Annotated in this window: 20 protein-coding genes; 10 read left to right on the forward strand and 10 right to left on the reverse strand. The window is 75.0% G+C overall.

All coding sequences use genetic code 11. From position 1 onward, the window contains the following. The first annotated feature begins 32 nt into the window (after positions 1 to 32). Positions 33 to 404 carry a DUF4229 domain-containing protein gene (locus tag ACFU5J_RS13100; protein WP_430578986.1) on the forward strand — a complete coding sequence of 124 codons (372 nt, stop codon included), beginning with the start codon at positions 33 to 35 and terminating at the stop codon, positions 402 to 404. Here ACFU5J_RS13100 and ACFU5J_RS13105 read toward each other — a convergent pair. Both ACFU5J_RS13105 and ACFU5J_RS13110 read right to left on the reverse strand, forming a co-directional pair. Then, positions 401 to 1,270: a 1,4-dihydroxy-2-naphthoate polyprenyltransferase gene (locus ACFU5J_RS13105; RefSeq protein ID WP_430574484.1), complete on the reverse strand. Its 870-nt coding sequence runs from the start codon at positions 1,268 to 1,270 to the stop codon at positions 401 to 403. The genes ACFU5J_RS13100 and ACFU5J_RS13105 overlap by 4 nt on opposite strands. A 50-nt stretch (positions 1,271 to 1,320) precedes the next feature. Continuing rightward, positions 1,321 to 2,547 carry an AMP-binding protein gene (locus ACFU5J_RS13110; RefSeq protein ID WP_430578987.1) on the reverse strand — a complete coding sequence of 409 codons (1,227 nt, stop codon included), beginning with the start codon at positions 2,545 to 2,547 and terminating at the stop codon, positions 1,321 to 1,323. Between the two features lie 117 nt (positions 2,548 to 2,664). Here ACFU5J_RS13110 and ACFU5J_RS13115 point away from each other — a divergent pair, with 117 nt between their 5' ends. Together ACFU5J_RS13115 and ACFU5J_RS13120 are read left to right on the forward strand one after the other, a co-directional pair. Continuing rightward, on the forward strand, positions 2,665 to 3,777 hold the full coding sequence (locus ACFU5J_RS13115; RefSeq protein ID WP_430578988.1) for a DUF3048 domain-containing protein: 1,113 nt from the start codon (positions 2,665 to 2,667) through the stop codon (positions 3,775 to 3,777). Between the two features lie 73 nt (positions 3,778 to 3,850). Beyond that, the gene (locus ACFU5J_RS13120) at positions 3,851 to 4,909 is read left to right on the forward strand and encodes a DUF3048 domain-containing protein (RefSeq protein ID WP_430574487.1); all 1,059 of its coding nucleotides are present in this window, start codon (positions 3,851 to 3,853) and stop codon (positions 4,907 to 4,909) included. 34 nt (positions 4,910 to 4,943) lie between these two features. Here the strand turns inward: ACFU5J_RS13120 and ACFU5J_RS13125 are convergent, their stop codons facing one another. The 4 genes from ACFU5J_RS13125 to ACFU5J_RS13140 are packed head-to-tail and all read right to left on the reverse strand — an operon-like array spanning position 4,944 to position 9,718. Beyond that, positions 4,944 to 6,575 (reverse strand): PQQ-binding-like beta-propeller repeat protein, encoded by a 1,632-nt coding sequence (locus ACFU5J_RS13125; RefSeq protein ID WP_430578989.1) that lies wholly within the window; start codon positions 6,573 to 6,575, stop codon positions 4,944 to 4,946. 22 nt (positions 6,576 to 6,597) lie between these two features. After that, positions 6,598 to 8,253, reverse strand: coding sequence for a PQQ-binding-like beta-propeller repeat protein (locus ACFU5J_RS13130; RefSeq protein ID WP_430578990.1), 1,656 nt, complete (start codon positions 8,251 to 8,253; stop codon positions 6,598 to 6,600). 50 nt (positions 8,254 to 8,303) lie between these two features. Next, a complete protein-coding gene (locus ACFU5J_RS13135; RefSeq protein WP_430578991.1) occupies positions 8,304 to 9,281 on the reverse strand; it encodes a 1,4-dihydroxy-2-naphthoyl-CoA synthase in 978 nt (325 codons plus the stop codon). Between the two features lie 38 nt (positions 9,282 to 9,319). Next, positions 9,320 to 9,718, reverse strand: a complete 399-nt coding sequence (locus ACFU5J_RS13140) for a winged helix-turn-helix transcriptional regulator (protein WP_430574492.1) — start codon at positions 9,716 to 9,718, stop codon at positions 9,320 to 9,322. Between the two features lie 102 nt (positions 9,719 to 9,820). On the opposite strand from ACFU5J_RS13140, the gene ACFU5J_RS13145 reads away from it, so the two are divergent. The 5 genes from ACFU5J_RS13145 (at position 9,821) to ACFU5J_RS13165 (ending at position 15,258) form a co-directional block, all read left to right on the forward strand. Next, positions 9,821 to 10,264 (forward strand): DoxX family protein, encoded by a 444-nt coding sequence (locus ACFU5J_RS13145; protein ID WP_430578992.1) that lies wholly within the window; start codon positions 9,821 to 9,823, stop codon positions 10,262 to 10,264. Then, positions 10,261 to 10,428: a hypothetical protein gene (locus ACFU5J_RS13150; RefSeq protein WP_430574494.1), complete on the forward strand. Its 168-nt coding sequence runs from the start codon at positions 10,261 to 10,263 to the stop codon at positions 10,426 to 10,428. The genes ACFU5J_RS13145 and ACFU5J_RS13150 overlap by 4 nt, the downstream gene beginning before the upstream one ends. A gap of 64 nt (positions 10,429 to 10,492) precedes the next feature. After that, positions 10,493 to 11,509: an o-succinylbenzoate synthase gene (locus tag ACFU5J_RS13155; RefSeq protein ID WP_430578993.1), complete on the forward strand. Its 1,017-nt coding sequence runs from the start codon at positions 10,493 to 10,495 to the stop codon at positions 11,507 to 11,509. Further along, a complete protein-coding gene (gene menD / locus ACFU5J_RS13160; protein ID WP_430578994.1) occupies positions 11,506 to 13,326 on the forward strand; it encodes a 2-succinyl-5-enolpyruvyl-6-hydroxy-3-cyclohexene-1-carboxylic-acid synthase in 1,821 nt (606 codons plus the stop codon). The genes ACFU5J_RS13155 and menD overlap by 4 nt, the downstream gene beginning before the upstream one ends. Before the next feature lie 96 nt (positions 13,327 to 13,422). After that, positions 13,423 to 15,258, forward strand: a complete 1,836-nt coding sequence (locus ACFU5J_RS13165; RefSeq protein WP_430578995.1) for a S1C family serine protease — start codon at positions 13,423 to 13,425, stop codon at positions 15,256 to 15,258. Positions 15,259 to 15,364: 106 nt separating this feature from the next. Here ACFU5J_RS13165 and ACFU5J_RS13170 read toward each other — a convergent pair whose 3' ends face one another. Then, positions 15,365 to 15,973: a TetR/AcrR family transcriptional regulator gene (locus ACFU5J_RS13170; RefSeq protein ID WP_430574498.1), complete on the reverse strand. Its 609-nt coding sequence runs from the start codon at positions 15,971 to 15,973 to the stop codon at positions 15,365 to 15,367. A gap of 154 nt (positions 15,974 to 16,127) precedes the next feature. Between ACFU5J_RS13170 and ACFU5J_RS13175 the strand changes: the two genes are divergently transcribed. Continuing rightward, positions 16,128 to 16,718, forward strand: a complete 591-nt coding sequence (locus tag ACFU5J_RS13175; protein ID WP_430574499.1) for a DUF6230 family protein — start codon at positions 16,128 to 16,130, stop codon at positions 16,716 to 16,718. A gap of 28 nt (positions 16,719 to 16,746) precedes the next feature. After that, positions 16,747 to 18,285 (forward strand): DUF6114 domain-containing protein, encoded by a 1,539-nt coding sequence (locus tag ACFU5J_RS13180; RefSeq protein ID WP_430578996.1) that lies wholly within the window; start codon positions 16,747 to 16,749, stop codon positions 18,283 to 18,285. Between the two features lie 124 nt (positions 18,286 to 18,409). Here the strand turns inward: ACFU5J_RS13180 and ACFU5J_RS13185 are convergent, their stop codons facing one another. The 3 genes from ACFU5J_RS13185 to ACFU5J_RS13195 form a co-directional block, all read right to left on the reverse strand. After that, on the reverse strand, positions 18,410 to 19,825 hold the full coding sequence (locus ACFU5J_RS13185; protein ID WP_430574501.1) for an isochorismate synthase MenF: 1,416 nt from the start codon (positions 19,823 to 19,825) through the stop codon (positions 18,410 to 18,412). A gap of 70 nt (positions 19,826 to 19,895) precedes the next feature. Beyond that, positions 19,896 to 21,356 carry a nucleobase:cation symporter-2 family protein gene (locus ACFU5J_RS13190; RefSeq protein WP_430578997.1) on the reverse strand — a complete coding sequence of 487 codons (1,461 nt, stop codon included), beginning with the start codon at positions 21,354 to 21,356 and terminating at the stop codon, positions 19,896 to 19,898. 152 nt (positions 21,357 to 21,508) lie between these two features. Next, entirely contained in the window at positions 21,509 to 22,864 is a 1,356-nt protein-coding gene (locus ACFU5J_RS13195; RefSeq protein ID WP_430578998.1) for an 8-oxoguanine deaminase, read from the reverse strand. Positions 22,865 to 22,996: the final 132 nt, after the last annotated feature.

Below are 22,996 nucleotides of genomic sequence, written 5' to 3' on the forward strand. Positions count from 1 at the left end.
GAGTGCTCAGGAATCGCGCCTACCCTGGACGGGTGCCCCTCGTGATGTACACCGTCTGGCGGATCCTGCTGTTCGTCGCCGCGCTCGGCGCCGGCTACGTGCTCGGCCTGCGCAGCTGGCTCCTCGTCCTCGTCGCCGCCGTCGTGGCGTTCGCCGTGTCCTACCTGGCGCTCGCCGGGCCGCGCGAGGCCGCGGCCGTCTGGCTCGCGGAGAAGGAGCAGCGCCGCAAGGACGGCTCGGCCAAGCACGACGTGGACACCGACTTCGAGGACGCCGTCATGGACCGGGAGTCCGCTGAGTCGGCTGAGTCGGCTGAGTCCGCTGAGTCCGCTGAGCCCACGGAGCCCGCGGACGGTGCCGGCAGCGCCGGGACCGCCGCAGGCGGTTCCGAGCGCCGGGCCTAGAGCGCCAGGCCCAGCCCCAGCAGCACGCCGTACGCCAGCTCGAACATGCCGGTGCCGGCGAGCACCCGCACCAGCAGCGGCCCGCGGGCCCCGGCCATGACGGGGACCACCAGCAGCGCGGCCGGCAGCAGCAGCACGGTGACGAGCATCGCCCACGGCGACCACGCCGCGCACACCATCCCCAGCACCACGGGCAGCACGATGCACGCCGCGTACCAGCGGCGTGCGCGGTGGTCGCCCAGCCGGACGGCGAGGGTGCGCTTGCCCGCGACGACGTCGGTCGGGATGTCGCGCACGTTGTTCACCATGAGCAGGCCGCAGGCGATCATCCCGACGCCGACGGCGCCCAGCACGGACGGCCAGGTGAGGGTGTCGGCCTGCGTGTACGTGGTGCCGAGCGTCGCGACGAGCCCGAAGAACACGAACACGCCGACCTCGCCGAGGCCCGCGTACCCGTAGGGGTGCTTGCCGCCGGTGTAGAACCAGGCCGCGAGCACGCACAGCACGCCCACGGCCAGCAGCCACCAGTGCCCGGTCACGGCGCACAGGGCGAGCCCCAAGACGCCGGCGACCGCGAACGAGCCGAACGCGGCGCCCTTGACGCGGCCCGGCGCCGCGATGCCGGAGGCCGTGAGCCGCAACGGGCCCACACGGTCGACGTCGGTGCCGCGGACGCCGTCCGAGTAGTCGTTGGCGTAGTTGACGCCCACCTGCAGGGCGAGCGCGACGCCGAGCGCGAGCACGGCGGGCAGCCAGGCGAAGGCGTCGATGTCGGCCGCGGCCCCGGAGCCGATGAGCACGGGGGCCGCCGCCGCCGGCAGCGTGCGGGGTCGTGCGCCGGCGATCCACTCGCTCGAGCTGGCCATGGTTCTCCGTCCGTCGGTGCGGCGCCCGGGCGTCGCGGGTCGCGAGCAGGTCAGGCGCGCGCCTCGTGCTCGCGGACGAGGGCGACGACGCCGCCGCGGTCCACCTTGCCGGGACCGCGCAGGGGGAGCGCGGGCGCCCGGTACACGCGGCGGGGCGCAGACGGCGCACCCAGCCTAGTCGCGACGGCGGCCCGCACCCGCGCCACGTCGTCGGGGGCGAGCGGCGCGAGCACGCTCGATGCGGAGGGGAGCGCGACGACGGCGACGAGGGCCTGCCCCCACTCCGGGTCCGGGACGCCGACGACGCACGCCTCGCCCCCCAGCAGCTCGCCGACCAGCGCCTCCACGGGCGCGGGGGCCACGTTCACGCCGCCGGTCACGACGACGTCGTCCGCGCGACCGAGCACCTGCAGCGTGCCGTCGGGGGCGAGCCGGCCGAGGTCGGAGGTGCGGAACCAGCGCGACCCGTCGTCGTCGGTGCGGAACGCGGCGGCCGTGGCGGCGTCGTCGCCCAGGTACCCCGCGGCGAGCGTGGGCCCGCCGAGCTCCACGACCCCCACGGCCCCCGAGCCGTCAGGCTCGGTGCTCGGTACACCCCGCGCCGGACCTGACGGGTCGGCGGGACGCACGCGGACCCGCACGCCGCGCAGGGGCGCGCCGTCGTAGACGCACCCGCCGGCGGTCTCGGACATGCCGTACGTCGTGACGACGCGCACCCCGGCGTCCGCGGCCTGCGCCAGCAGCGCGGGCGGGGACGCGGCGCCGCCGAGCAGCACCGCACCGCACCGGGCCAGCGCCGCCAGGCCGCGGGCGGCGCCGTCGCGGGCCGCGGCCAGCAGCCGGTGCACCTGCGTGGGCACGAGGGAGACGTACACGGGCCCGTCGCCGGCGAGGGCGGGCTCCAGCAGGTCGGCCAGGCCGTCGGGCGTGAAGCGGGCGTCGGGGTCGGCGGCCGTCAGCGGCGTCCCGGCCAGGGCCGACCGCACCAGCACCTGCAGGCCGGCCACGTGGGTGGGCGGCAGCGTCAGCACCCAGTGCCCGGCACCGCCGAGCCGCTCGTGCGTCGCCGTCGCCGACGCGCGCAGGGCGTCGGCCGTCAGCGCCACCTCGCGGGGCGTGCCCGTCGAGCCGGACGTGCGCACGACGAGGGTCGTCCCGGCGGGCGGCGCGCCCGTCGTCGTCCGGGGGAGCGGGACGACGGCGGGGCCGCCGTCGAGGGCGGCGCGCAGGGCGTCGCGGAGCGCGCCGACGGGCGGGGGGAGCGAGGGACCGGGCACCGCACCAGGGTAGGTCCGGGCCGGCGGCGGGCTGCCGTAGGGTGGTCCGGTCCCGGCCCGGGGAGCCCGCGGGCCGACGCCGGACGCACGTCGAGGAGGACGTCGAGGATGCCCACGATGCCCCGCACCCCGGCCCGCGGTGCCCGCCGCGCCCGGACCGGAGCCGCCGCCGCGCTCGTCGCGCTCGCGCTGGTGACCACGGCCGCCTGCGGCGCGGGCAAGCCGGCCGCCCCGCCCACCGTCACCGCGGCCCCTGACGTCGCCGTGCCCAAGGCGACCCCGCCCGACCCCGTGAAGCCCAAGCCCAAGCCGAAGCCGAAGCCGGTGGTGTGGCCGCTGACGGGCAAGCGGACGGGGACCGCGAAGGTCCCGGCCCGCCCCGCCGTCGCCGTGAAGATCGAGAACTCCACCGCGGCGCGCCCGCAGCGTGGCCTGCAGTCGGCAGACATCGTGTGGGAGCAGGTGGTCGAGGGCGGGATCAGCCGCTACGTCGCCGTCTACCACTCGTCCCTGCCGTCCACCGTCGGCCCGGTCCGGTCCGTGCGCCCGATGGACCCGGCGATCGTGGCCCCGATGCACGGGATCCTCGCCTACTCGGGCGGGCAGCCGCCGTTCATCCGCGCCGTGGGGAAGGCGGGGGTGCAGTCCGTGACGATGGACAGCGGTGACCCGGGCTTCTGGCGCAGCGGGGACCGCTACGCGCCCCACAACGTCTACGGCTCGGTGAAGACGTTCGCCAAGCAGGCGAACAAGAGCCGTGCGACGCCGCCGCGCGCGCAGTTCTCGTACGCGGCGAAGGCCGGGCAGGGGTCGGCCGCGACCCACGACCGCCGCGGTCACGTCGCCGACGTCCGGCTCTCGCCGGCGCAGCGCACGGTGTGGCGGTGGAAGGCGAAGACCGCGACCTACGCGCGCTACGACGGCTCCACCCCGTCGATCTCCTCCGGGAGCCAGCTGCGGGCCCGCAACGTGCTGGTCCTGTCCGTCGCGATGAAGAACACGAAGTACCGCGACCCCAGCGGCGCCCCCGTCCCCGAGACGCAGATGGTCGGCACGGGGAAGGGCGTGCTCCTCACCCGGGGCAAGGCGCTGAGCGTGACCTGGAAGAAGAAGGGCACGCGCTCGCGGATCGTCCTCACGACGCCCGGCGGGAAGCCGGCGAAGCTCGACCCGGGCAACCTGTGGATCGAGCTGGTGCCGCGCGGGAGCGGGTCCTGGCGGGTGAGTTGACGCCGGAACCGGGGGCCGGCGACATACGGTGAGGTGTGACCGCGAGCACAGCCCGCCGCCCTCCGGAGGACGCATGACCGCCACGCACCGCACGCCCCACGTCCGCGCCGCGGCCGCCCTCGCGGTGGCCGCCGTCCTGGCGCTCGGGGCGTGCTCGTCCGGCGGGCCCGCGCCCACCGCGTCGCCGGACACGACCGCGGACAAGGGCGCTCCGCCCGCGCCGGAGATCCCGCCGGCCTGGCCTCTCACCGGCGTGCCGTCGGACGAGGTCGCCGCCCGTCCGGCGCTCGCCGTCAAGATCGAGAACGCGCCGCAGGCCCGGCCGCAGACGGGCCTCGAGGACGCGGACATGGTCTGGGAGGAGGTCGTCGAGGGCGGCATCACGCGCTTCGTCGCCGTCTACCACTCGCACGTCCCGAAGACGGTGGAGCCCGTGCGCTCGGTGCGGCCGATGGACCCCGACGTCGTCGCCCCGCTCGGCGGCATCCTCGCCTACTCGGGCGGGCAGGCGCCCTTCATCAAGGAGGTCGAGAAGTCCGGCACGCAGTCCGTGATCATGGACCGCGGCGACGCCGGCTTCTCCCGCGACCCGGACCGCGCCGCCCCGCACAACGTCGTCGGCGACATGCAGGCCTTCCTCGACCAGGCGGACGGCGACCGGAAGGCGCCCCCGCCCGCCCAGTTCCGGTACGCGGACGCGGCGGGAGAGGGCACGGCGAGCGCGGACGGGTCGGCGGCCGCCACCGTCGACGCGAAGCTCAGCCCGGCTCAGCACAGCGTGTGGGACTGGTCGGGCAAGCAGAAGCAGTGGCTGCGCAGCGAGGGCTCGCAGGAGTCGGTCTCGTCGGCGGGGAAGCGGCTGGCCGCCACCAACGTGCTGCTGCTGTCCGTCGACGTGGTGAACACGACGTACAAGGACCCGGCCGGCAACCCCGTGCCCAAGACCGAGCTGGTCGGGAAGGGCAAGGGCGTGCTCGCCACGGGCGGCAAGACGGTCCCGGTGCAGTGGTCGAAGAAGGACCAGAAGTCCCCCGTGGAGCTGACGCGGGACGGCGAGCCCGTGGAGCTCGACCCGGGCAACACGTGGATCGAGCTCGTCCCGAAGGACGGCGGGAGCTGGGAGATCTCCTGAGCGCGCCGCCCCTGCGCCGCCCTCAGCCCAGCCCTCAGCCCAGCCCGGACACGGTCTCGCCGCCGGTCACGAGGTGGCCGCCCACCGCGTACATGCCCCACAGGTCGTGGTCGTCGGCGCGCGACTCCCACGCGATCGTGCCGTCCCGGAGGTCCACGGCGACCAGGCGGAAGCCGGACCGCGTCTCGCCGGTCTCGGCGTCCTGGGCCGTGGGCGACGGGATCGCCAGGAGCAGCCGCGTGCCGTCGGTCGCGGTCCCGGTGACGTACTCCCCGGCCTCGGGACTGTCGGAGAGCAGATCGGCCAGGCGCCACCGCTCCTCCCCGGTGGCGGCGTCGAGACCGGCGACCGACGTCTCGTCCACGACGACGAGCGTGTCCCCGACCCGCGCGAGGGGCAGGGTGAGCATCGTGATCGGGTGGGCCCACAGCGCCTCGTCCTCCTCGCCGACGGCGACGAGCGCCGTGCCGTCACCGTCCGTGCCGGCGCGCAGGGCGAGCACGGGACCGCCGGGCTCCGTGTCCAGGGCGGGCGTCAGGACCCACCCGTCGACCGTCGACCGGACCGTGCCGTCGGCGTCGAGCAGCGTGCTGGTGTCGCCGGGCACGAGATAGCCGCCCTCGGCGATCGAGGAGATCGACGTCGCGACGTCGTCGCCCTCGATCTCCGCCCCGGTCGTCGTGAGGACGCGGTGGACCTCGCACACGCTGAGGACGGTGTAGGTGGGCGCGGTCATGACCCAGGCGTCGGGGGTCAGGCGCGACTCGCCCGCCTCCTCGACGACGGAGCCGCACCCCGCGAGGTCCTCGGGGCTCAGCACGACCGTGACCTCGGCGCGGACCTCGCCGGTCAGGGCGTCCTCGAGCCGCAGGGTCGGGTCGTGCCAGCCCGCGGCGCGCAGGCTCCGCAGCGCGGCCGCAGGGTCGTCCCCCTCCTGCCACTCGACGGAGGACGTGCCGTCGGTGCGGGTGTCGAGCAGCGCGACGGCCCCGCCCGCCGCCGGCCACGCCTGTCGGTCGCCGGGGGCGGCGTCGGGCGGGGTGAGGCCGTCCCAGTCCAGCTCGCGCTCGGCGACCACGGCGCCCACCGCGTCGAGGACGGTCACGGTGGATGCGTCGTCGCTGACGCAGGCGACTGTCTCCACGGTCACCGGCATCTCGGTCCGGAAGGCGGGAGAGGTCCCGCACCTGCCGCCCCCGTCGAGCGGGTGCTCCCAGACCGTCTCGCCGGTGCCGGCGTCCACCGCGGTGACGCCTCGCCCGTCACCGGCGACGAGCACCCCGTCCGGGAGCACGGCTTCCAGGTCCGAGCCCCCGGGCAGCGACCAGGTCGGGGCGACCGGCTCCGACAGGTCGTCGACGGCGCCGGGCAGGCCGCGGACGGCGTCGGCGCGCTGGCGCTGGTCGTGGGCGTCGAGCACGCCGGGGCCGACGGCGGCGGTGGTCGCGGCGAGCAGGACGACGGCGGTGGACGCGGCGATCGTGGCACGGCTGCGTCGGGACAGGCGCCGCCATCGTGTGACGGCGCGGTCGCGGAGCGCGGCGAGGCGGCGGGGCCGGTCGTCGTCGGGGTCGGGCATGCCGGGCAGGTCGTCGGGCTCGCGCTCGTCGTCGGGCACGAGCTCGAACGTGGTCATCGGCTCGGGGCGACGGAACCTCGGCGGCATGGAGGGAGGGTATCGACCCTGCTCAGCCGAGGCCGCGGGCGCCCGTCCCGGTGCCCGAGATCATCACCACGTGCCCGTCGACGGCGACGAGCGTGCCCAGGTTCCCCCGGAGGTCCGCCTGCCAGACGGTGCGGCCGTCGCGGGCGTCGAGGGCCAGCAGCCGCGGGTCGGAGCCGGTCTCGTCGGAGATCGCGAGCAGCACGCGGGTGCCGTCGGTGACGACGCCGTCGACCTGTTCGCCCACACCCTGGTCGTCGCGCTCGAGGGTGTCGTCGAGCGACCAGCGCTCGGCTCCGGTCGCGGCGTCGACGGCGAAGACCCGGGCGTCGTCCGTGACCACGACCGTGCCGGCCACCCGTGCCGCCACCGACGGGAAGCCCTCGGTCGGCACCGACCACAGCGCGCTGCCGTCGCGGCCGGACGCCGTGAGGCGGAGGCCGCTGCCGCCGTCCCCCGTGGCGGCCCCGCTGTCCACACCGAGGCCGGCCTCGTCCTGCGCAGGGCCCTCCAGCGAGAGGAACGCGCCGTCGGGGTCGGTGTCGACCGGCGGCGGGAGGGGCCAGCCGGGCACCGTGGCGACCTCGTCCCCGGCGGCGTCGTAGTAGGTGCTGCTGCTCTCGCCGGGAACCACGGTGCCCCCTCCGGGCAGGGTCTCGGGAGCGCCTCCGGCCGTGGCGAGGTCGCGCACCGCGCCGTCGGCGGCGACGCTGACGCCCCCGCCGCAGACGTAGAGGTTGGTCCAGGTGGCCGACGTGTCGACCCACGGCACGGCTTCCACGGTGACCTTGCCGTCGTGCTCCTCGTAGCGCTCGCAGCCTTCGAGCTGGTCGTTCAGCAGCCGCACCGTGGCCTCGGCGACGGTCTCGCCGGTGAGCGCGTCCTCGAGCCGCAGGGTGGGGTCGGCCCACCCCGCGCCGCGCAGGGCGCGCACGAGGGCGTCCGGGGAGTTGTCGTCGGGCTTCGGCACGGTGACGGCGGTCAGGGGGGCGACGACGGCGATCGTCCCGTCCGCCGCCGGCCACGCCTGCGGCTCGGTGGAGGCGACCCCGACGAGAGGGTCTCCCACGCCGTCCAGGTCCCGCGTGCCGACGACGGTGCCCGCGGCGTCGAGCACGGTGACGACGCGGCTGCGGTCGGGGCCGCCGAAGCACACGACGCGCTCCGCCGGGAGTGCGCCGCGCGGCCCGAACGTCTGTCCGGGCGCGCAGGTCGGGTTCTCCCCGACGTCCTGCTGCCAGATCTCCGTGCCGGTGCCGGAGTCGATCCCGGTGAGGACCGTGCCCTCGGAGGTGAGCAGCACGCCGTCGGCGAGGACGGCGACACCCCCCTCCCCGGCCGCCACCTTCCACGTCTCGGCGAGCGGCTCGGTCAGGTCGGTGACGACGCCGGGCAGGCCCCGCGCGGCGTCGGCGCGCAGGCGCTCGGCGCGGGCCTCGAGCATCCCGGGGACCACGGCGGCGGCGGCCACGGCGACCACGACGACGGCGGCCGACCCCGCGACCAGGACGCGCCCACGGCGGGAGAGCCCGCGCCAGCGCTCGGCGGCGCGGTGCCGCAGCGGGGCCGCGTCGGGGGCGTCGTCACCCGCCGGGCCGGGGCGGCCGTCGTCCTCCCGCTCGTCGTCCGGCACGAGCTCGAACGTCGACATCGGCTCGTGGCGACGGAACCTGGGCGGCATGTCCGGAGGCTACCGGCGACGGGCGCCGGCAGCCCCCGCAGGGTCGGCCGTCAGAAGGCGTACGGGAAGCGCGACCAGTCGGGGTCGCGCTTCTCGAGGAAGGCGTCGCGACCCTCGACGGCCTCGTCCGTGAGGTAGGCCAGGCGGGTGGCCTCGCCGGCGAACACCTGCTGGCCCATGAGGCCGTCGTCGGCGAGGTTGAACGCGAACTTCAGCATCCGCACGGCCTGCGGGGACTTGCCCGCGATGGTCCGCGCGTACTCGATCGCGAGGTCCTCGAGGTCGGCGTGCTCGGCCACCTCGTTGACGCCGCCCCAGCGCTCGGCGTCGTCCGCGGAGTACTCGCGGGCGAGGAAGAAGATCTCCCGTGCCCGCTTCTGGCCCACCTGGCGCGCGAGGTACGCCGAGCCGTAGCCGCCGTCGAACGAGCCGACGTCCGCGTCGGTCTGCTTGAACCGCGCGTGCTCCCGGCAGGCGATCGAGAGGTCCGCCACGACGTGCAGGGAGTGCCCGCCGCCCGCGGCCCAGCCGTCCACGACGGCGACGACCACCTTGGGCATGGTGCGGATGAGGCGCTGCACCTCCAGGATGTGCAGCCGACCGGCGCGGGCGGGGTCGACGGCGTCCGCGCCGTGCTGCTCGCCGCCGCCGTCCTCGGCCGTCGTGTACTGGTAGCCGGACCGGCCGCGGATGCGCTGGTCGCCGCCGGAGCAGAACGCCCAGCCGCCGTCCTTCGGCGACGGCCCGTTGCCCGTGAGCAGCACGGTGCCGACGTCGGACGTCATGCGGGCATGGTCGAGGACGCGGTACAGCTCGTCGACGGTGTGCGGGCGGAAGGCGTTGCGCACCTCGGGCCGGTCGAAGGCGACGCGCACCACCGGCAGGTCGCGCACGACGGCACCGTCCGCGTCACGCTCCACCCCGCGGTGGTACGTGAGGTCGGTGAGCCCCTCGAACCCGGCGACCTCGCGCCAGCGGGCGGGGTCGAAGGTCTGGGACACGGGCCGGGGGAGTGGTGCGCTGCTCACGGCGTCACCCTAGCCTCGGGCCGGCGACGGCGGCGGGGTCAGGGCGCCGCCGGCTCGCCGGACGCGTGGCGGCGGTCGTACTCGGCGTGATGCCGCTCGATCTCGGGGTTGTGCTCGACGGCCCACTCGGCGAGCGTGACGGCGGGACCGATCAGGGTGCGGCCCGTGGCGGTGAGGTCGTACTCGACACGCGGCGGCACCTCGGCGTGCACGGTGCGCCGCACGAGCCCGTCGCGTTCGAGCCCGCGCAGCGTGCGCGTGAGCATGCGCTGGGAGATTCCGGAGACGCTTCGCTGGAGCTCGGTGAAGCGGAGCGAGCCGCCGTCGAGGGTGGCGATGACGAGCAGGCTCCACTTGTCCGCCACGCGGTCGAGCACCGCGCGGATGGTCCGGCCGCCGTCCCCCCGGATCAGGCAGGCCTTCTCGTACGACGACATGTGGACCTCCCTGGCCGTCACGCACACGGGTGTGCCTTTTGTGAGCTCTGCCCCACGGACTCATCATGGGGCCACTTACCAAGCGTAACCAAGGAGCTCGTCATGGCCGTCGCCTACTGGGTCGTCGTCGCACTGCTCGCCGTCGTCTACCTCTATTCCGGGGGGAAGAAGGTCGCGCAGAGCCGCGACCGGCTGCGCCCGATGATGGCGTGGGTCGACGACCTGCCGCTGGGCCTGATCCGGACGATCGGTGCGCTCGAGCTACTGGGCGTGGTCGGCCTCGTCGTGCCGCCCTTGACGGGCGTGGCGCCATGGCTCGCGCTCGTCGCCGCCGTCGGCCTCGTCGCGCTGCAGGTCGGGGCCACCACGCTGCACCTCGCGTCGGGAGGCCGGGGCGATCTGGCTCAACGTCGGCCTGCTCGTGCTGGGCGGGCTCGCGGCCTGGCTGGCGACGGTCTGGCTCTGACGGTCGCGACGAACGGGGTCGCGGCGCGCCCGACGTCATCCTGGTCCTGGGTGCTCCCGGGGCGCACCCTGGAGGCATGAGCACGCGGGAACCCGACGACGACGTGGTCGACCCGGAGGACGTGGCGCACGAGATCTTCGTGTACGACGCCGAGACGGTCCGCCGCGACGCGCAGCGCATCGGTGGACGCCCCGCTCCCAGCCCGCTGTCGTTCGAGCCGGGTCTGACGGAGTTCACCGACTGACCGGAGCGTCCCCGCGGACGGGGCCACCCGGCGTCCCGGCGCGCGCGCCGCGTAACCTGAACGCGTGCAGCTCCTCCGTGAACTGGTGTACCGCACCCCGCTGACCACCCGGTTCCGGGGCCTCGACGTCCGCGACGGCCTGCTGCTGCGGGGCGACGCCGGCTGGGGCGAGCTGTCCCCCTTCTGGGACTACGACGACGTGGAGTCCGCGACGTGGCTGCGCGCCGCGCGCGAGGCCGCCGACGTCGGCTTCCCCGCCCCCGTGCGCGACCGGGTTCCCGTCAACGTCACCGTGCCCGCCGTCGGCCCCGAGCGGGCCCGCGAGATCGTGCTCGCGTCCGGCGGCTGCCGCACCGCCAAGGTGAAGGTCGCCCAGCGGGGCCCCGTCGCGGGCGGCCGGCCCGGGCCCCTCGAGCCGCTCGCCGAGGAGGAGGCGCGCGTCGCCGCGGTCCGCGCCGCGCTCGACGAGCTGCACGGCCCGGGCGTCGGCGCGGTCCGCGTGGACGCGAACGGGGGCTGGTCCACCGCCGAGGCGCTGGCCCGCATCCCCGTGCTCGACGCCGCCGCCGGCGGCCTGGAGTACGTGGAGCAGCCGTGTGCCACCGTCCCCGACCTGGCGGCCGTGCGCCGCGGGCTGCGCGCGCCCGTCCCGGTCGCCGCGGACGAGTCGATCCGCCGCGTCGCCGACCCCTTGCGCGTGGTGCGCGAGGACGCCGCGGACGTCGTCGTGCTCAAGGTCCAGCCGCTCGGCGGCGTGCGCGCCTGCCTCGACCTCGCCGAGCAGGTGGGGCTCCCCGTCGTGGTGTCGTCGGCGCTGGAGTCGTCCGTGGGCCTCGCGGCCGGGGTGGCGCTCGCGGCCGCGCTGCCCGACCTGCCGTACGCGTGCGGCCTGGCGACCTCGCAGCTGCTGGTGCACGACGTCGTGGCCGAGCCCCTGCTCCCTGTCGACGGCGCCCTGCCGGTCCGGCGACCCGCGCCCGACGCCGACGCGTTCGCGGACGCCGAGGCCGATCCCGGGACCCGCGACCGCTGGCTCGCCCGCTACGGGCGCCTCGCCGCGCTCCTCGAGGAGGCCGCATGAGCGCTGCCCTGCCGCCGTCGGTCGTCGCCGCGCGGGCCGTGGTCGCCGACCTCGTGCAGCAGGGCGTGCACGACGTCGTCCTGGCGCCGGGCTCGCGGTCCGCGCCGCTCGCGTACGCCCTGGCCGAGGCGGCCGAGCGGCGGTGGCTCACACTGCACGTGCGCGTCGACGAGCGGTCCGCCGGGTTCCTGGCGCTCGGCCTCGCGCGGGGCAGCGAGCCCCTGCTGCGGCACGCCGGCGGAACGCCGGTCGAGGTGACGCGCCCGGTGGCCGTCGTGACGACGTCCGGGACCGCGGTGGCCAACCTCCACCCGGCGGTCCTGGAGGCGCACCACACGGGCGTGCCGCTGGTGCTGCTCACCGCCGACCGGCCCCACGAGCTCCGCGGCACCGGCGCCTCGCAGACCACCGACCAGGTGGGGATCTTCGGCACCGCCGTCCGGTACGCCGTCGACGTGCCCGCCCCGGACGGACGCGACGGCGAGGTGCGCGACCTGCTCGGCACGCTCGGTCGCGCGCTCGTCGCGGCCCAGGGGCTGCGCGACCGCCACCCCGGCCCCGTCCAGGTCAACCTCGCGTTCCGCGACCCGCTGCACCCGCCCGCCCCGCTGTCCCCGCTCCCGCCCGAGGAGACGTGGCCCGAGGGCTTCCGCCGCACGACCGTCGTCCCGCCCGCCCCCGGACCGGGGAGCGACCCGGCCCTGCAGGGCGACCCCGCCCGCACGCTCGTCGTGGCGGGAGACGGCGCCGGGCCGGACGCGCGCGCCGTCGCGGAGGCGCAGGGCTGGCCGCTCCTCGCCGAGCCGTCCTCCGGGGCGTGCGGAGGCCCGAACGCCGTCGCCGCGTACCGCTCGGTGCTGGGGGTCGCGGAGCTGGTCCAGGACGTGGAGCACGTGGTCGTCTTCGGCCGCCCCACGCTGTCGCGGCCCGTGCAGCGGCTGCTGGGGCGGCCGGGCGTCGTGGTCACGGTCGTGGCGCCCGACGGCGGACCGTGGCCGGACGCCGCCCGGAACGCGGAGGCCGTCGTGCCCCGGCTCGCCGACCGATGGTCGTCGCCCGCGACGAGGTCCGGGAGCGACGACGGCTTCCTCGCGCGCTGGCAGGCCGCCGGTCGGGCGGCGGCCGACGTCGTGGCCGCGGCGACGAGCGACGACGCCCTGGCGTCCGGGCTCCACGAGTCGCGGCACGCGGCGCTCGCCGTCGCGCGGGCGGTGGCCTCCGTCCTCGGCCCGGACGACGTCCTGGTCGTGGGGTCCTCCAACCCGGTCCGCGACCTCGACCTCGTCCTCGGGCTCGACCACCCGCAGGCGGGCGACCTGCCGGACGTGCTCGCCAACCGCGGCCTGGCCGGCATCGACGGCACGGTCTCGACCGCGACCGGCGTCGCGCACGCGGTCGCCCGCCAGGGCCGCCGCACGCGGGCGCTGGTCGGCGACCTCACGTTCCTGCACGACGTCGGTGGGCTGCTGCGCGGTCCGCACGAGCCGCCGGTCGACCTCGAGATCGTGGTGGTCAACGACGACGGCGGGTCGATCTTCGCCACGCTCGAGCACGGCGAGCTGGCGGCGTCGGACGACGGCGCGGCCACGTTCGAGCGGGTCTTCGGCACGCCGCACGGCGCGAGCCTCGGGCCGCTGTGCGCGGGGTACGGGGTCGACCACCAGCTGGTGCTGGACGTCGGGTCGCTGCGGCACGCGCTGCAGGCGCCGACCCGCGGCGTCCAGGTCATCGAGGTGCGGGTGCCGCGCGCCGACCGCCTCGCGGAGTCCAGGGACCTGGCCGCGAAGGTCGCGGCCGCGGTCCGTGCGACTCTCTGACCTGCTACGACATGATTCGCAGGAACTTCTCAGGTTGATTCAAGGACCACATCAGGATGGGCTGGTGTCCTAGGGGCACACATCGAGGAGGGCATCATGAGCACCGACAACCCGGGCGCACCGCAGCCGTCGGGCGCCGACGAGCCGAACCGCAGCGCGAACCAGCCCGCCGAGCACCCGGCCGAGCAGCCGGGCGCCGCGGAGCAGGCCGCCCCGCAGCCGGCCTCGCAGGACACCCAGCACCTCGCCGTGCAGCCGACCCAACAGCTGCCGACGACCCCGGCGCAGCAGCCGACGCCGCCGCAGCCCACGCAGCAGCAGCCCGCGCAGCAGGCCGCGGCGCACCAGCAGCCCGCGGCGCCGCAGCCGCGCTACGGGCAGATGGCCGGCGGATCGCCGTACTACGCGCAGCAGCAGCACCAGCAGCAGCCGTACGGTCAGCAGCAGCCTTACGGGCAGCAGGCCCAGCAGGCCCAGCAGGCCCAGCAGGGCCAGCACGGCCAGCACGGCCAGCAGCCCGGCCAGCCCTACGGCCGGCCCGGTGACCCGTACGCGACCTCGCAGCACCCGTCCCAGGGCGGGCCTCAGGGCGGCGCGACCGCGCAGCGCCAGCGCCCGGTGTGGGTGCCGGTGACGGTCGCCGCGGTCGCGGCCGCCATCCTGGCGAGCCTCGGCACCGCCGCCGCGACCGGCGCGTTCGACGCGGGCAACCCGTCGTCGCTGGCCAGCGTCGGCTCGTCGTCGAACCAGTCGGCCGACGAGGCACCGGTCAAGAACTCGACGTCGACCAACCCGAACTGGGAGGCCGTCACGACGGCCGTCGCCCCGTCCGTGGTGGCGATCCAGGTGCAGAGCCAGGCCGGCGGCGCCGAGGGATCGGGCGTGGTGTACGACGACAAGGGACACATCCTCACCAACAACCACGTCGTGTCCGGCGCCCAGAACGACACGGTGCAGGTCACCCTGTCCGACGGTCGCCTGTTCGAGGCGACCATCGTGGGCACCGACCCCACCACCGACCTGGCCGTCGTCCAGCTGAAGAACCCGCCGGACGACCTGAAGCCGGCGTCGTTCGGCACGAACGACGAGGTCAAGGTGGGCGACGCCGTGCTGGCCGTCGGCAACCCGCTGGGGCTGGCGAACACCGCCACGACGGGCATCGTGTCGGCGCTCGACCGGCCGGTGTCGGCCTCGGGCGAGGACGGCAGCACGCAGGTCGTCACCAACGCGATCCAGATCGACGCCGCGATCAACCCGGGCAACTCCGGCGGCCCGCTGTTCAACGCCCAGGGCCAGGTCATCGGCATCACGTCGTCGATCGCCACCCTGTCGGGCGGCTCGAGCAGCAGCCAGTCGGGCTCGATCGGCCTCGGGTTCGCCATCCCGGTGGACCTCGCGACCAACATCGCGGACCAGCTGATCAAGGACGGCACGGCGCAGCACGCCTTCCTGGGCGTGACGATGCAGGACGCGACGGCCACGGCCGACGGCGTCACGCGCCGCGGCGCCGAGGTGATCGACGTGTCCTCCGGGTCGCCGGCGGCCGACGCCGGCCTCAAGCAGGGCGACGTCATCGTCGCGATCGACGACAACGCCGTGAACGGCGCCGAGTCGCTCACCGCGTACGTGCGGGAGAAGGCGGCCGACCAGAAGGTGACGCTGACCTACGTCCGCGACGGCAAGACGCAGACCGTCGACGTCACGCTGGCGGTCAAGGACGAGTCGTCGACCACCGGCCAGGGCGGCCAGGACCAGAACGGCCAGAACGGCCAGGACGGTCAGGACGGCCAGAACGGTCAGGACGGCCAGGGGCAGGGACAGGACGGCCTGGACCAGGGCGGCCAGAGCCAGGGCGACGGCTCCGGATCGACCGACCCGGGCAGCCTGCCGAGCTGGCTGCAGGATCTCCTCCAGGGCGGCAACGGCAGCTGACCGGACCACAGACAGCCCCGCGGGCCCGCGACCACCTCCCCCTCCCCGTCGCGGCCCGCGGGGCTTTGCCGTGCCCGGCGCCGCGTCGACGTCGCGGCCGGCGGGGTCAGCCGGCGGTGGCGGGCGTCGGCCGCAGGGCGGCGAGGACGCCCAGGGCGCTGCGCTCGAGGAAGTCGGCGAGGTCCGACGGAGGGATGCGGGGGTCGGTCGCGGCCTCCACGAGAGCCTGCTCGGCGAACGAGATCCAGGCGTGGAGGGCCACGTCGAGCAGGGGGCTCGGGGAGACGCCGATCTCCTGGAAGGCGTCGCGCAGGTGGCCGGCGAGGACGTCGCGGGCGTGCTGCACCGTGGTGCGCACCTCCTCGTCGCCGGAGGCCGCGCCGCGCACCAGGGAGTAGAAGGTCGCGTCGTGGTCGTGCACGAACTCCACGAACCGGTCCAGGGTGTCGCGCAGGCGCTCGCGGGGCGGCAGCTCGGGGCGTGGCTGGGTCGCGTGCAGCATGGCGTCGCGCGCGGTGCGGACGATGGCGGAGTGCAGGCCCTGGCGGTTGCCGAAGTAGTAGTGCACGAGGCCGGGGGAGACGCCCGCCTGGGCCGCGAGGTCCTCGACGGTGACGGCCTCCAGCGGCCGGTCGGCGAGGGCCGCGACACCCAGGGCGACGAGCTGCTGCCGACGTTCGTCGGGGCTCATCCGGGTGCGTCGCGCGGCTGCCATGACCAGAGCATATGACCGTTCCGTGAGGTCGTGGGCGTGCCGGGACCCGGGCCGGCACATGCCGCTGGGGTTCTATTGACGGCGCCTCAGTAAGGGGCGTACCGTCGCCACTCGTCGGCGACACAGGGGTCGCCATGTCGTCTGTGGAGGGGAAATGAAGCTCAGCGCACTGACGCGCACGCGCCGAGGCCGTGCCATGCTCGCCGCGGTCCCGACGGTCGCGGTCATCGGTGTCCTCATGGGCGGCGTCGCCCAGGGAGCGGTGCCCGTGTCGATGGCCATCTCGGGCCAGCAGTTCAAGATCGCCGCGGACTCCCTCGAGGGCACCGGCTTCTCGCAGTACGCCGGCCAGGCCAAGGACGCCGACGGCAAGGCGCAGCCGGTCGCGATCGCGAACATCAAGGACGCGACGCTGCACAACCTCTGCCAGTCGGTGAAGGTGCCCGGCATGCCGCTGGGCCTGCTCATCTCGGCGGGCACCAACCCGAAGAACCCGGTGAAGGCCACGGACCTCCAGATCGGCATGAGCGACCTGCGCGGCACCGCGACGTTCAACCAGATCCGCATCGGCGTGGACGCCTCGACGGTGAACACCAAGGAGCACGGGAGCAAGGGCGACTTCGCCATGGACTCCGACGCCATCGACATCCAGAACCTCAAGCAGGTCTCGTCGAGCACGTCGGCCGCGGTCTTCAAGCTCACCGACCTGCACCTGAAGATCTCCGACGGCACCGAGTGCTTCTGAGCCGCCCCGGAGCCATGGAGGAGTCCGCGTGAGCGACGAGAACACCTCGACCCCCGAGGCGCCGGCCGCGACCCGCCGTCAGCGGTTCGCCGCCTGGCGGAGCGGCCGGCCCTTCTGGGGCGGCACGCTGGCGGTCCTGGCCGGCCTGGTGCTGTGGTTCTCCGGCCGGCTGCAGCTCGACAATTTCGAGATCCAGCTCGGCATCGAGGGCATGCAGACCACGCTGCTCCCGGTGGCCCTGGTGCTCCTCGGGGTGCTGGTCACGACCCAGCCGCAGTTCCGGGTGTTCTACGGCGTCATCACGCTGGCGATCTCGGTGTACTCCCTGCTGGCGGTCAACCTGGGCGGGTTCGGGGTCGGCATGATCCTGGGCGTCGTCGGCGGCATCCTCGCCGTGTCGTGGATGCCGCGCACCGCCGCGGGGCCCGAGGAGGCCACGGCCTCCGACGACGAGGCGGTCGCACCCTCGGCGGACCCCGCCCCCGAGGCGGGCGTCGAGCCCGCCGACCCGCGGGCCGACGGCGAGGAGGTCACGCTCGCCGAGCTCCTGCCCTTCGAGGAGAAGCCGGCCCGGAGCGGACGGCACGCGGCCGTCGCGGCCGCGGTGGTGGTGCTCGCCCTCGGCAGCACGGGTGCGACGGCGGTCCAGTCCGGCGCCGTCGTCCCGGCGCAGGTGCGCACCGCGTCGGACTGCTGGGACCCGCTCGGCTGGCTCGAGTGGATCTGCGGCACCGCCGACGAGCCGGAGGCGACGCCCAGCCCGTCGCCCTCGGCGACGGGCGACGCCGGCGGGTCCGGCTCGACCGACGACGGCACGGCGACCGACGGGGGCGCCGCCACGGAGCCTGGCGGCTCGTCGTCCGACGACGGCACCGCGACCGACGCCGGCGAAGGAGCCGACGGCGGCTCGACCGCCGACGCGGCCGGTGACGCGGCGGGCGGCAAGGACGCGAAGGGCGACAAGGCCGACGAGAAGGCCGACGGCGAGCAGCCGACGGAGAAGGAGGCGAAGGAGTCCGTCCAGGAGGAGGCCCGCCTCGAGCTCGGTCCGTGTGCGCGGATCACGTTCGGCGGCGAGTACGACATCAACGTCTCGCTCCCGGGCGACTGCGGGAAGCGCGAGGACGCGAACACCTTCTCGCTCGACGGCGACCTCGAGACGCGCGACCTGCAGCTCCCGCTCACGGGCATCAACGGGATCGACGTCGTCAACGTCCCGGTGACGAACGACGGCCCCCGGCGCGACGCGCTGCGGCTCTCCGTCGACTCCGTCAAGGTGCCCGGGTTCTGGCTCAAGACGTACGCCGACAACGACGGCACGCTGGGCGGCACGGTCACGGACGCCGACTACGTGTCGATGCAGGGCAACGCGCAGATGTACATCTCCTCCATCCACGCGAACCTCCCGGACGGCGACGACTGGGCGGAGCTGGGGGAGCAGCTGACCAGCGGCGCGTCGCTGGTCGAGATGCTGCTGGCCCTCACGGACGCGCGGATCGGCCTCATGGGCGCCACCTCCGACGTCCAGGTCTGGTCCGACTTCCGCGAGCAGGTCTGGGAGGACTGACCGCCGAGGAGGTCCGAAGGGCGTCGAGGTAGCTCGCGCCGGCGGGTGGGCATCGTGCCCCACGTCGGCACGCGAACCACCTCGACGCCCTTCGTGCTCCCCCGGCCTCGGGGGAGCGGGCGGGTCAGTCCGCGCCGAGCGCCCAGCGCATGGGGACGAGCTTGGCCTCGGACTCGGCGAGCTCGGCCTCCGGGTCGGAGGCGGAGACGATGCCGCACCCGGCGAACAGGCGCACGTGCCGCGGGTCGGTGGGGGAGAGCTCCGCGGAGCGCAGCGCGATGCCCCACTCGCCGTCGCCGTCCGCGCCGACCCAGCCGACGGGCCCGGCGTACCGGGACCGGTCCATGCCCTCGATCTCGCGGATGAGGTCGCGTGCGACGACGGTCGGCGTGCCGCAGACGGCGGCCGAGGGGTGCAGCGCGGCCGCGAGCGTCAGGGACGACGGCGGCCGGTCGTCACCGCCCGGCGCCACGCGGTCGAGGACGCCCGTGACGTCGGACGCGAGGTGCATGACGTTCGGAAGGTGCAGCACGAACGGCGCGTCGGGGACGTTCATCGAGGAGCAGAAGGGCTCCAGGGCGCGGGCCACGGAGCGCACGGCGTACTCGTGCTCCTCGAGGTCCTTGGAGGAGCGCGCGAGCTGCGCGGCGTGCAGCAGGGCGTCGTCGTCCGACATCCCGGCCTCGCGACGGATCGTGCCGGCCAGCACGCGTGAGGTGACCAGCCCCTTCTCGCTGCGCACCAGGAGCTCCGGGGTGGCGCCGACCATGCCGGAGACGGAGAACGTCCAGCAGGCCTCGTACCGGTCGGCGAGGCGGCGCAGCAGCCACCGGGGGTCCAGCGGGTGCTCGGTGGTCGCGAGGACGTCGCGGGCGAGCACCACCTTCTCGAGCGCGCCCGACTGGATGCGGGCCACGCCCTCGCGCACCACCGCGGGCCAGTCGTCCGCCGCGACGGCGCCGTCGGAGAACCGGACGCGGCCCGGCGCGGGCACCTCCGTGCGGGGCTCCCGGCGCAGCGCCTCGGTGCCGGGGGCGGCGTCGATGCTCGCGCCGGGGGCGATGGTGGTCATCCACGTCACGCCGCCGCGCCGTCCCACGACGACCCGCGGCACCACCAGGGATCCGTCGGGTCGTCCGTGACCGACGTCGTCGCCGTCCTGGTCGTCGAGCTGGCCGGCGTCGTCGAAGGCGAAGGTGCCGAAGGCGACCGGGCCGGTGCCGGGCAGGTGCACCTCGTCGCGGACGACGGCGCGCGCGAGCGTGGCCTGCCAGGCGGCCTCGGCGTCGGCGAACCGGCCGGGCCCGAACGTGTCGAACCGCAGGGCCTCGCCCCAGCCGACGATGCCGTCGCCGCGCCGCACCCAGCTGAGCGGCCGGGCGTCGGGCAGGAGGTCGACGAGGGCGGTGAGGCCGCCGGGGAGGTCGTCGATCCGGGAGGTGCGGACCAGGAGCGCGAGGGGCTCGGTCGCGGGATCCGGGGTGGTGCCGGTGGCCGCGCCCGGGAGGGGTCGCGGAGCCGGCAGGGGCGTGGCGGACATCGGCTCCAGGGTACGCCCGGAGGCCCGCCACGCCCCGCTCACGGTGCGCTGCTCACCCGCGCCGCGCGGGTCAGGAGGTGGACGCGCCGTCGCGCCGCTCGTTCGAGCGGTTGAGGACTCCGTCGTCGGCCAGGTCCTCGAGCTGGTCGTCGTCGACGGCCTTGCTCGCGGTGCCCTTGACGAACACCGAAGGGTTCTCCGGCGTGCCCGCCTTGATGTGGTTGAACAGGATGTTCAGCAGGATCGCCATCAGGGCGGCCGAGCTGATCCCCGAGTGGAAGATCGTGCCGAACCACGTCGGGAACTGGTCGTAGAAGTCGGGCTTCGCGATCGGCACCATGCCGAACGAGATCGACGCCGCCACGATGACGAGGTTCATCGAGTTGCTGTAGTCCACCTTGGCGAGCGTGCGGATGCCCGACGCCGCGACGGAACCGAACAGGACGACGCCGGCGCCGCCCAGCACGGGGGTCGGGACGGCGGCCACGACGCGGCCCAGGATGGGGAGCAGGCCGAGGACGACGAGGATCGCGCCGCCGGCCGACACCACGAACCGCGACTTGATGCCGGTGATCGCGACCAGGCCGACGTTCTGCGCGAACGCGGACTGCGTGAACGAGCCGAACACCGGCGACACGACCGACGACGCCATGTCGGCGCGCAGGCCGTTGGCGATCCGCTTGCGGTCGACCTTGGTGCCCACGATCTCGCCGACGGCGATGATGTCCGCCGTCGTCTCCGTGAGCGTCACGAGGATGACGATGAGCATCGACACGATCGCGGCGACCTCGAAGGTCGGGGTGCCGAACGCGAACGGTGCGGGGAAGGCGAAGATCGGGCCCTCGCCCACGCCGGCGAAGTCGGCCTTGCCGAGCGCGAGGGCGATGAGCGTGCCGGCCACGATCGCGATGAGGATCGACAGCCGCGAGACCGTGCCGGAGCCGACCTTTGACAGCAGGATGACGATCGCGAACGTGAGGAACGCGAGGCCGATGTTCCCCACCGAGCCGTAGTCGGGTGCGTCGGCGTTGCCGCCCATCGCCCAGTTCGCCGCCACCGGCATCAGCGTGAGGCCGATGGTCGTGATGACGACACCGGTGACGACCGGCGGGAAGAACCGGATGATCTGCGCGAAGAACGGCGTGATGAGGAACCCGATGGCGGAGGCGACCAGCACCGCGCCGAGCACGGCCCGGATCCCGCCGCCGCCGCCCACGATGGCGACCATCGTCGACACGCCGGCGAACGACACCCCTTGCACCAGCGGCAGCTGGGAGCCGAAGAACTTGATGCCCCACGTCTGCAGGACGGTCGCGAGCCCGCCCATGAACAGCGAGGCGGCGACGAGCGTCCCGATCTCGGCCGGGGTCAGGCCGGCCGCGCTCCCGACGATGAGCGGCGGGGCGATGATGCCGCCGTACATCGTGAGGACGTGCTGGAAGCCGTACCCGAACGTGGCGCCGAGCGGCAGGCGCTCGTCCTCGGGACGGGTCGGGCTGGTCGCCGGCCGGGTGGTTGCGGACCGTGACATAGCGGACCTCCTTGTTCGCTATCAGAGTCGTCTATCTTCCGGCTAGTGGAAGAAGCCTTCCACTATTCGACCGGCAAAGTGTGATCTGTGTCAACCCCTTCCGGATCGCGGATCGGGGTCTTCGTGCGGTGTGCGGTGGGGGGCGCCGCGTGTCAGCCGGCGACGAGGCGGCGTGCGGCGTCGCGGTGCTCGGCGAGCAGCGCGGGCAGGTCGAGGTCGACGACCGCGCCGTCGACGACGCGCCAGTCGCCGCCGACCATCACGCGGTCGGCGCGGTCGGCGCCGCACAGGAGGAGGGCGGCGACCGGGTCGTGCGAGCCGGAGAACCTCGGCTCGTCCAGGCGCCACAGTGCGAGGTCCGCCTGCCTGCCGACGGCGAGCACGCCGAGGTCGTCGCGGCCCAGCACGCGGGCCGAGCCGCGGGTCGCCCACCCGAGGGCGCGCGCCACCGGCACCGACGCGCCGTATTTGAGGCGCTGCAGGTAGAGGGCCTGGCGCGCCTCGAGGATCATCGTCGACGCGTCGTTCGAGGCCGAGCCGTCGACCCCGAGCCCGACGGGCACGCCCGCGTCTTCGAGCTCCAGGACGCGCGCGATGCCGGACGCGAGCCGCATGTTCGACGTCGGGCAGTGCGCCACGCCCGTGCCCGCCGCGCCGAGGCGCGCGATCTCCTGGTCGTCGAAGTGGATGCCGTGGCCCAGCCAGGCGCGGTCGGTCAGCCAGCCCACCGACTCCAGGTAGTCGACGGTGCGCATGCCGAAGCGCTCGCGGAGGAAGTCCTCCTCGTCGATCGTCTCGGCGAGGTGGGTGTGCAGGCGCACGTCGAGGCGGGTGGCCAGCTCGGCCGTGTCCTGCATGTTCTGCGTCGTCACCGAGAACGGCGAGCACGGCGCCAGCGCGATCTGGACCCGCGCCCCCGGGCCGCGCTCGTGGTAGGCCGCGACCAGGCGCTCGGAGTCCGCCAGGATCGTGTCGGCGTCCTGCACCACGGACTGCGGCGGCAGGCCGCCGTCGTCCGTGCCGAGCGTCATCGAGCCGCGCGTGAGCGTCGCCCGCATCCCGAGCTCGCGGACCGCCGCGACCTGGATGTCGATCGCGTCGTCCAGGCCCGCGGGGAAGACGTAGTGGTGGTCCGCGGCGGTCGTGCAGCCGGACAGCAGCAGCTCGGTCAGCGCGACCTTCGTCGCGAGCTCGTGGGCGCGCGGCGTGAGGCGCGCCCACACCGGGTACAGGTTGACCAGCCAGGGGAACAGCTCGGCGTCCGCGACGGGCCCCCAGGCCCGGGTGAGGGTCTGGTAGAAGTGGTGGTGCGTGTTGATCAGGCCGGGCGTGACCACGTGCTCCGACGCGTCGAACGTCTCGTCGACCGTGGTGGCGGGGGTCCCGCCGGCGGCGACCAGCTCGGTGATCACGCCGTCGTCCACGACGACGCCGCCGCGCGCGTCGGGCGCCTCGGGGGAGTCGTCCGCGGTGAAGACGGCCAGCGGGTTCTTGATCCAGGTGCTCATCGGTGCCTCCTGACGGCGGCGTCCTGGGACCGGCGCCGCGTCGCGCCGGCTCAGTGGGCCTGTCTGCCGATCCAGGGAGCCACGGCCGCACGCCGTCCTCGACCCGGACGCTAGGCGAGGCGCGCGGCGCCG

The organism is Isoptericola sp. NPDC057559 (assembly GCF_042801555.1).
Lineage (GTDB): Bacteria > Actinomycetota > Actinomycetes > Actinomycetales > Cellulomonadaceae > Isoptericola.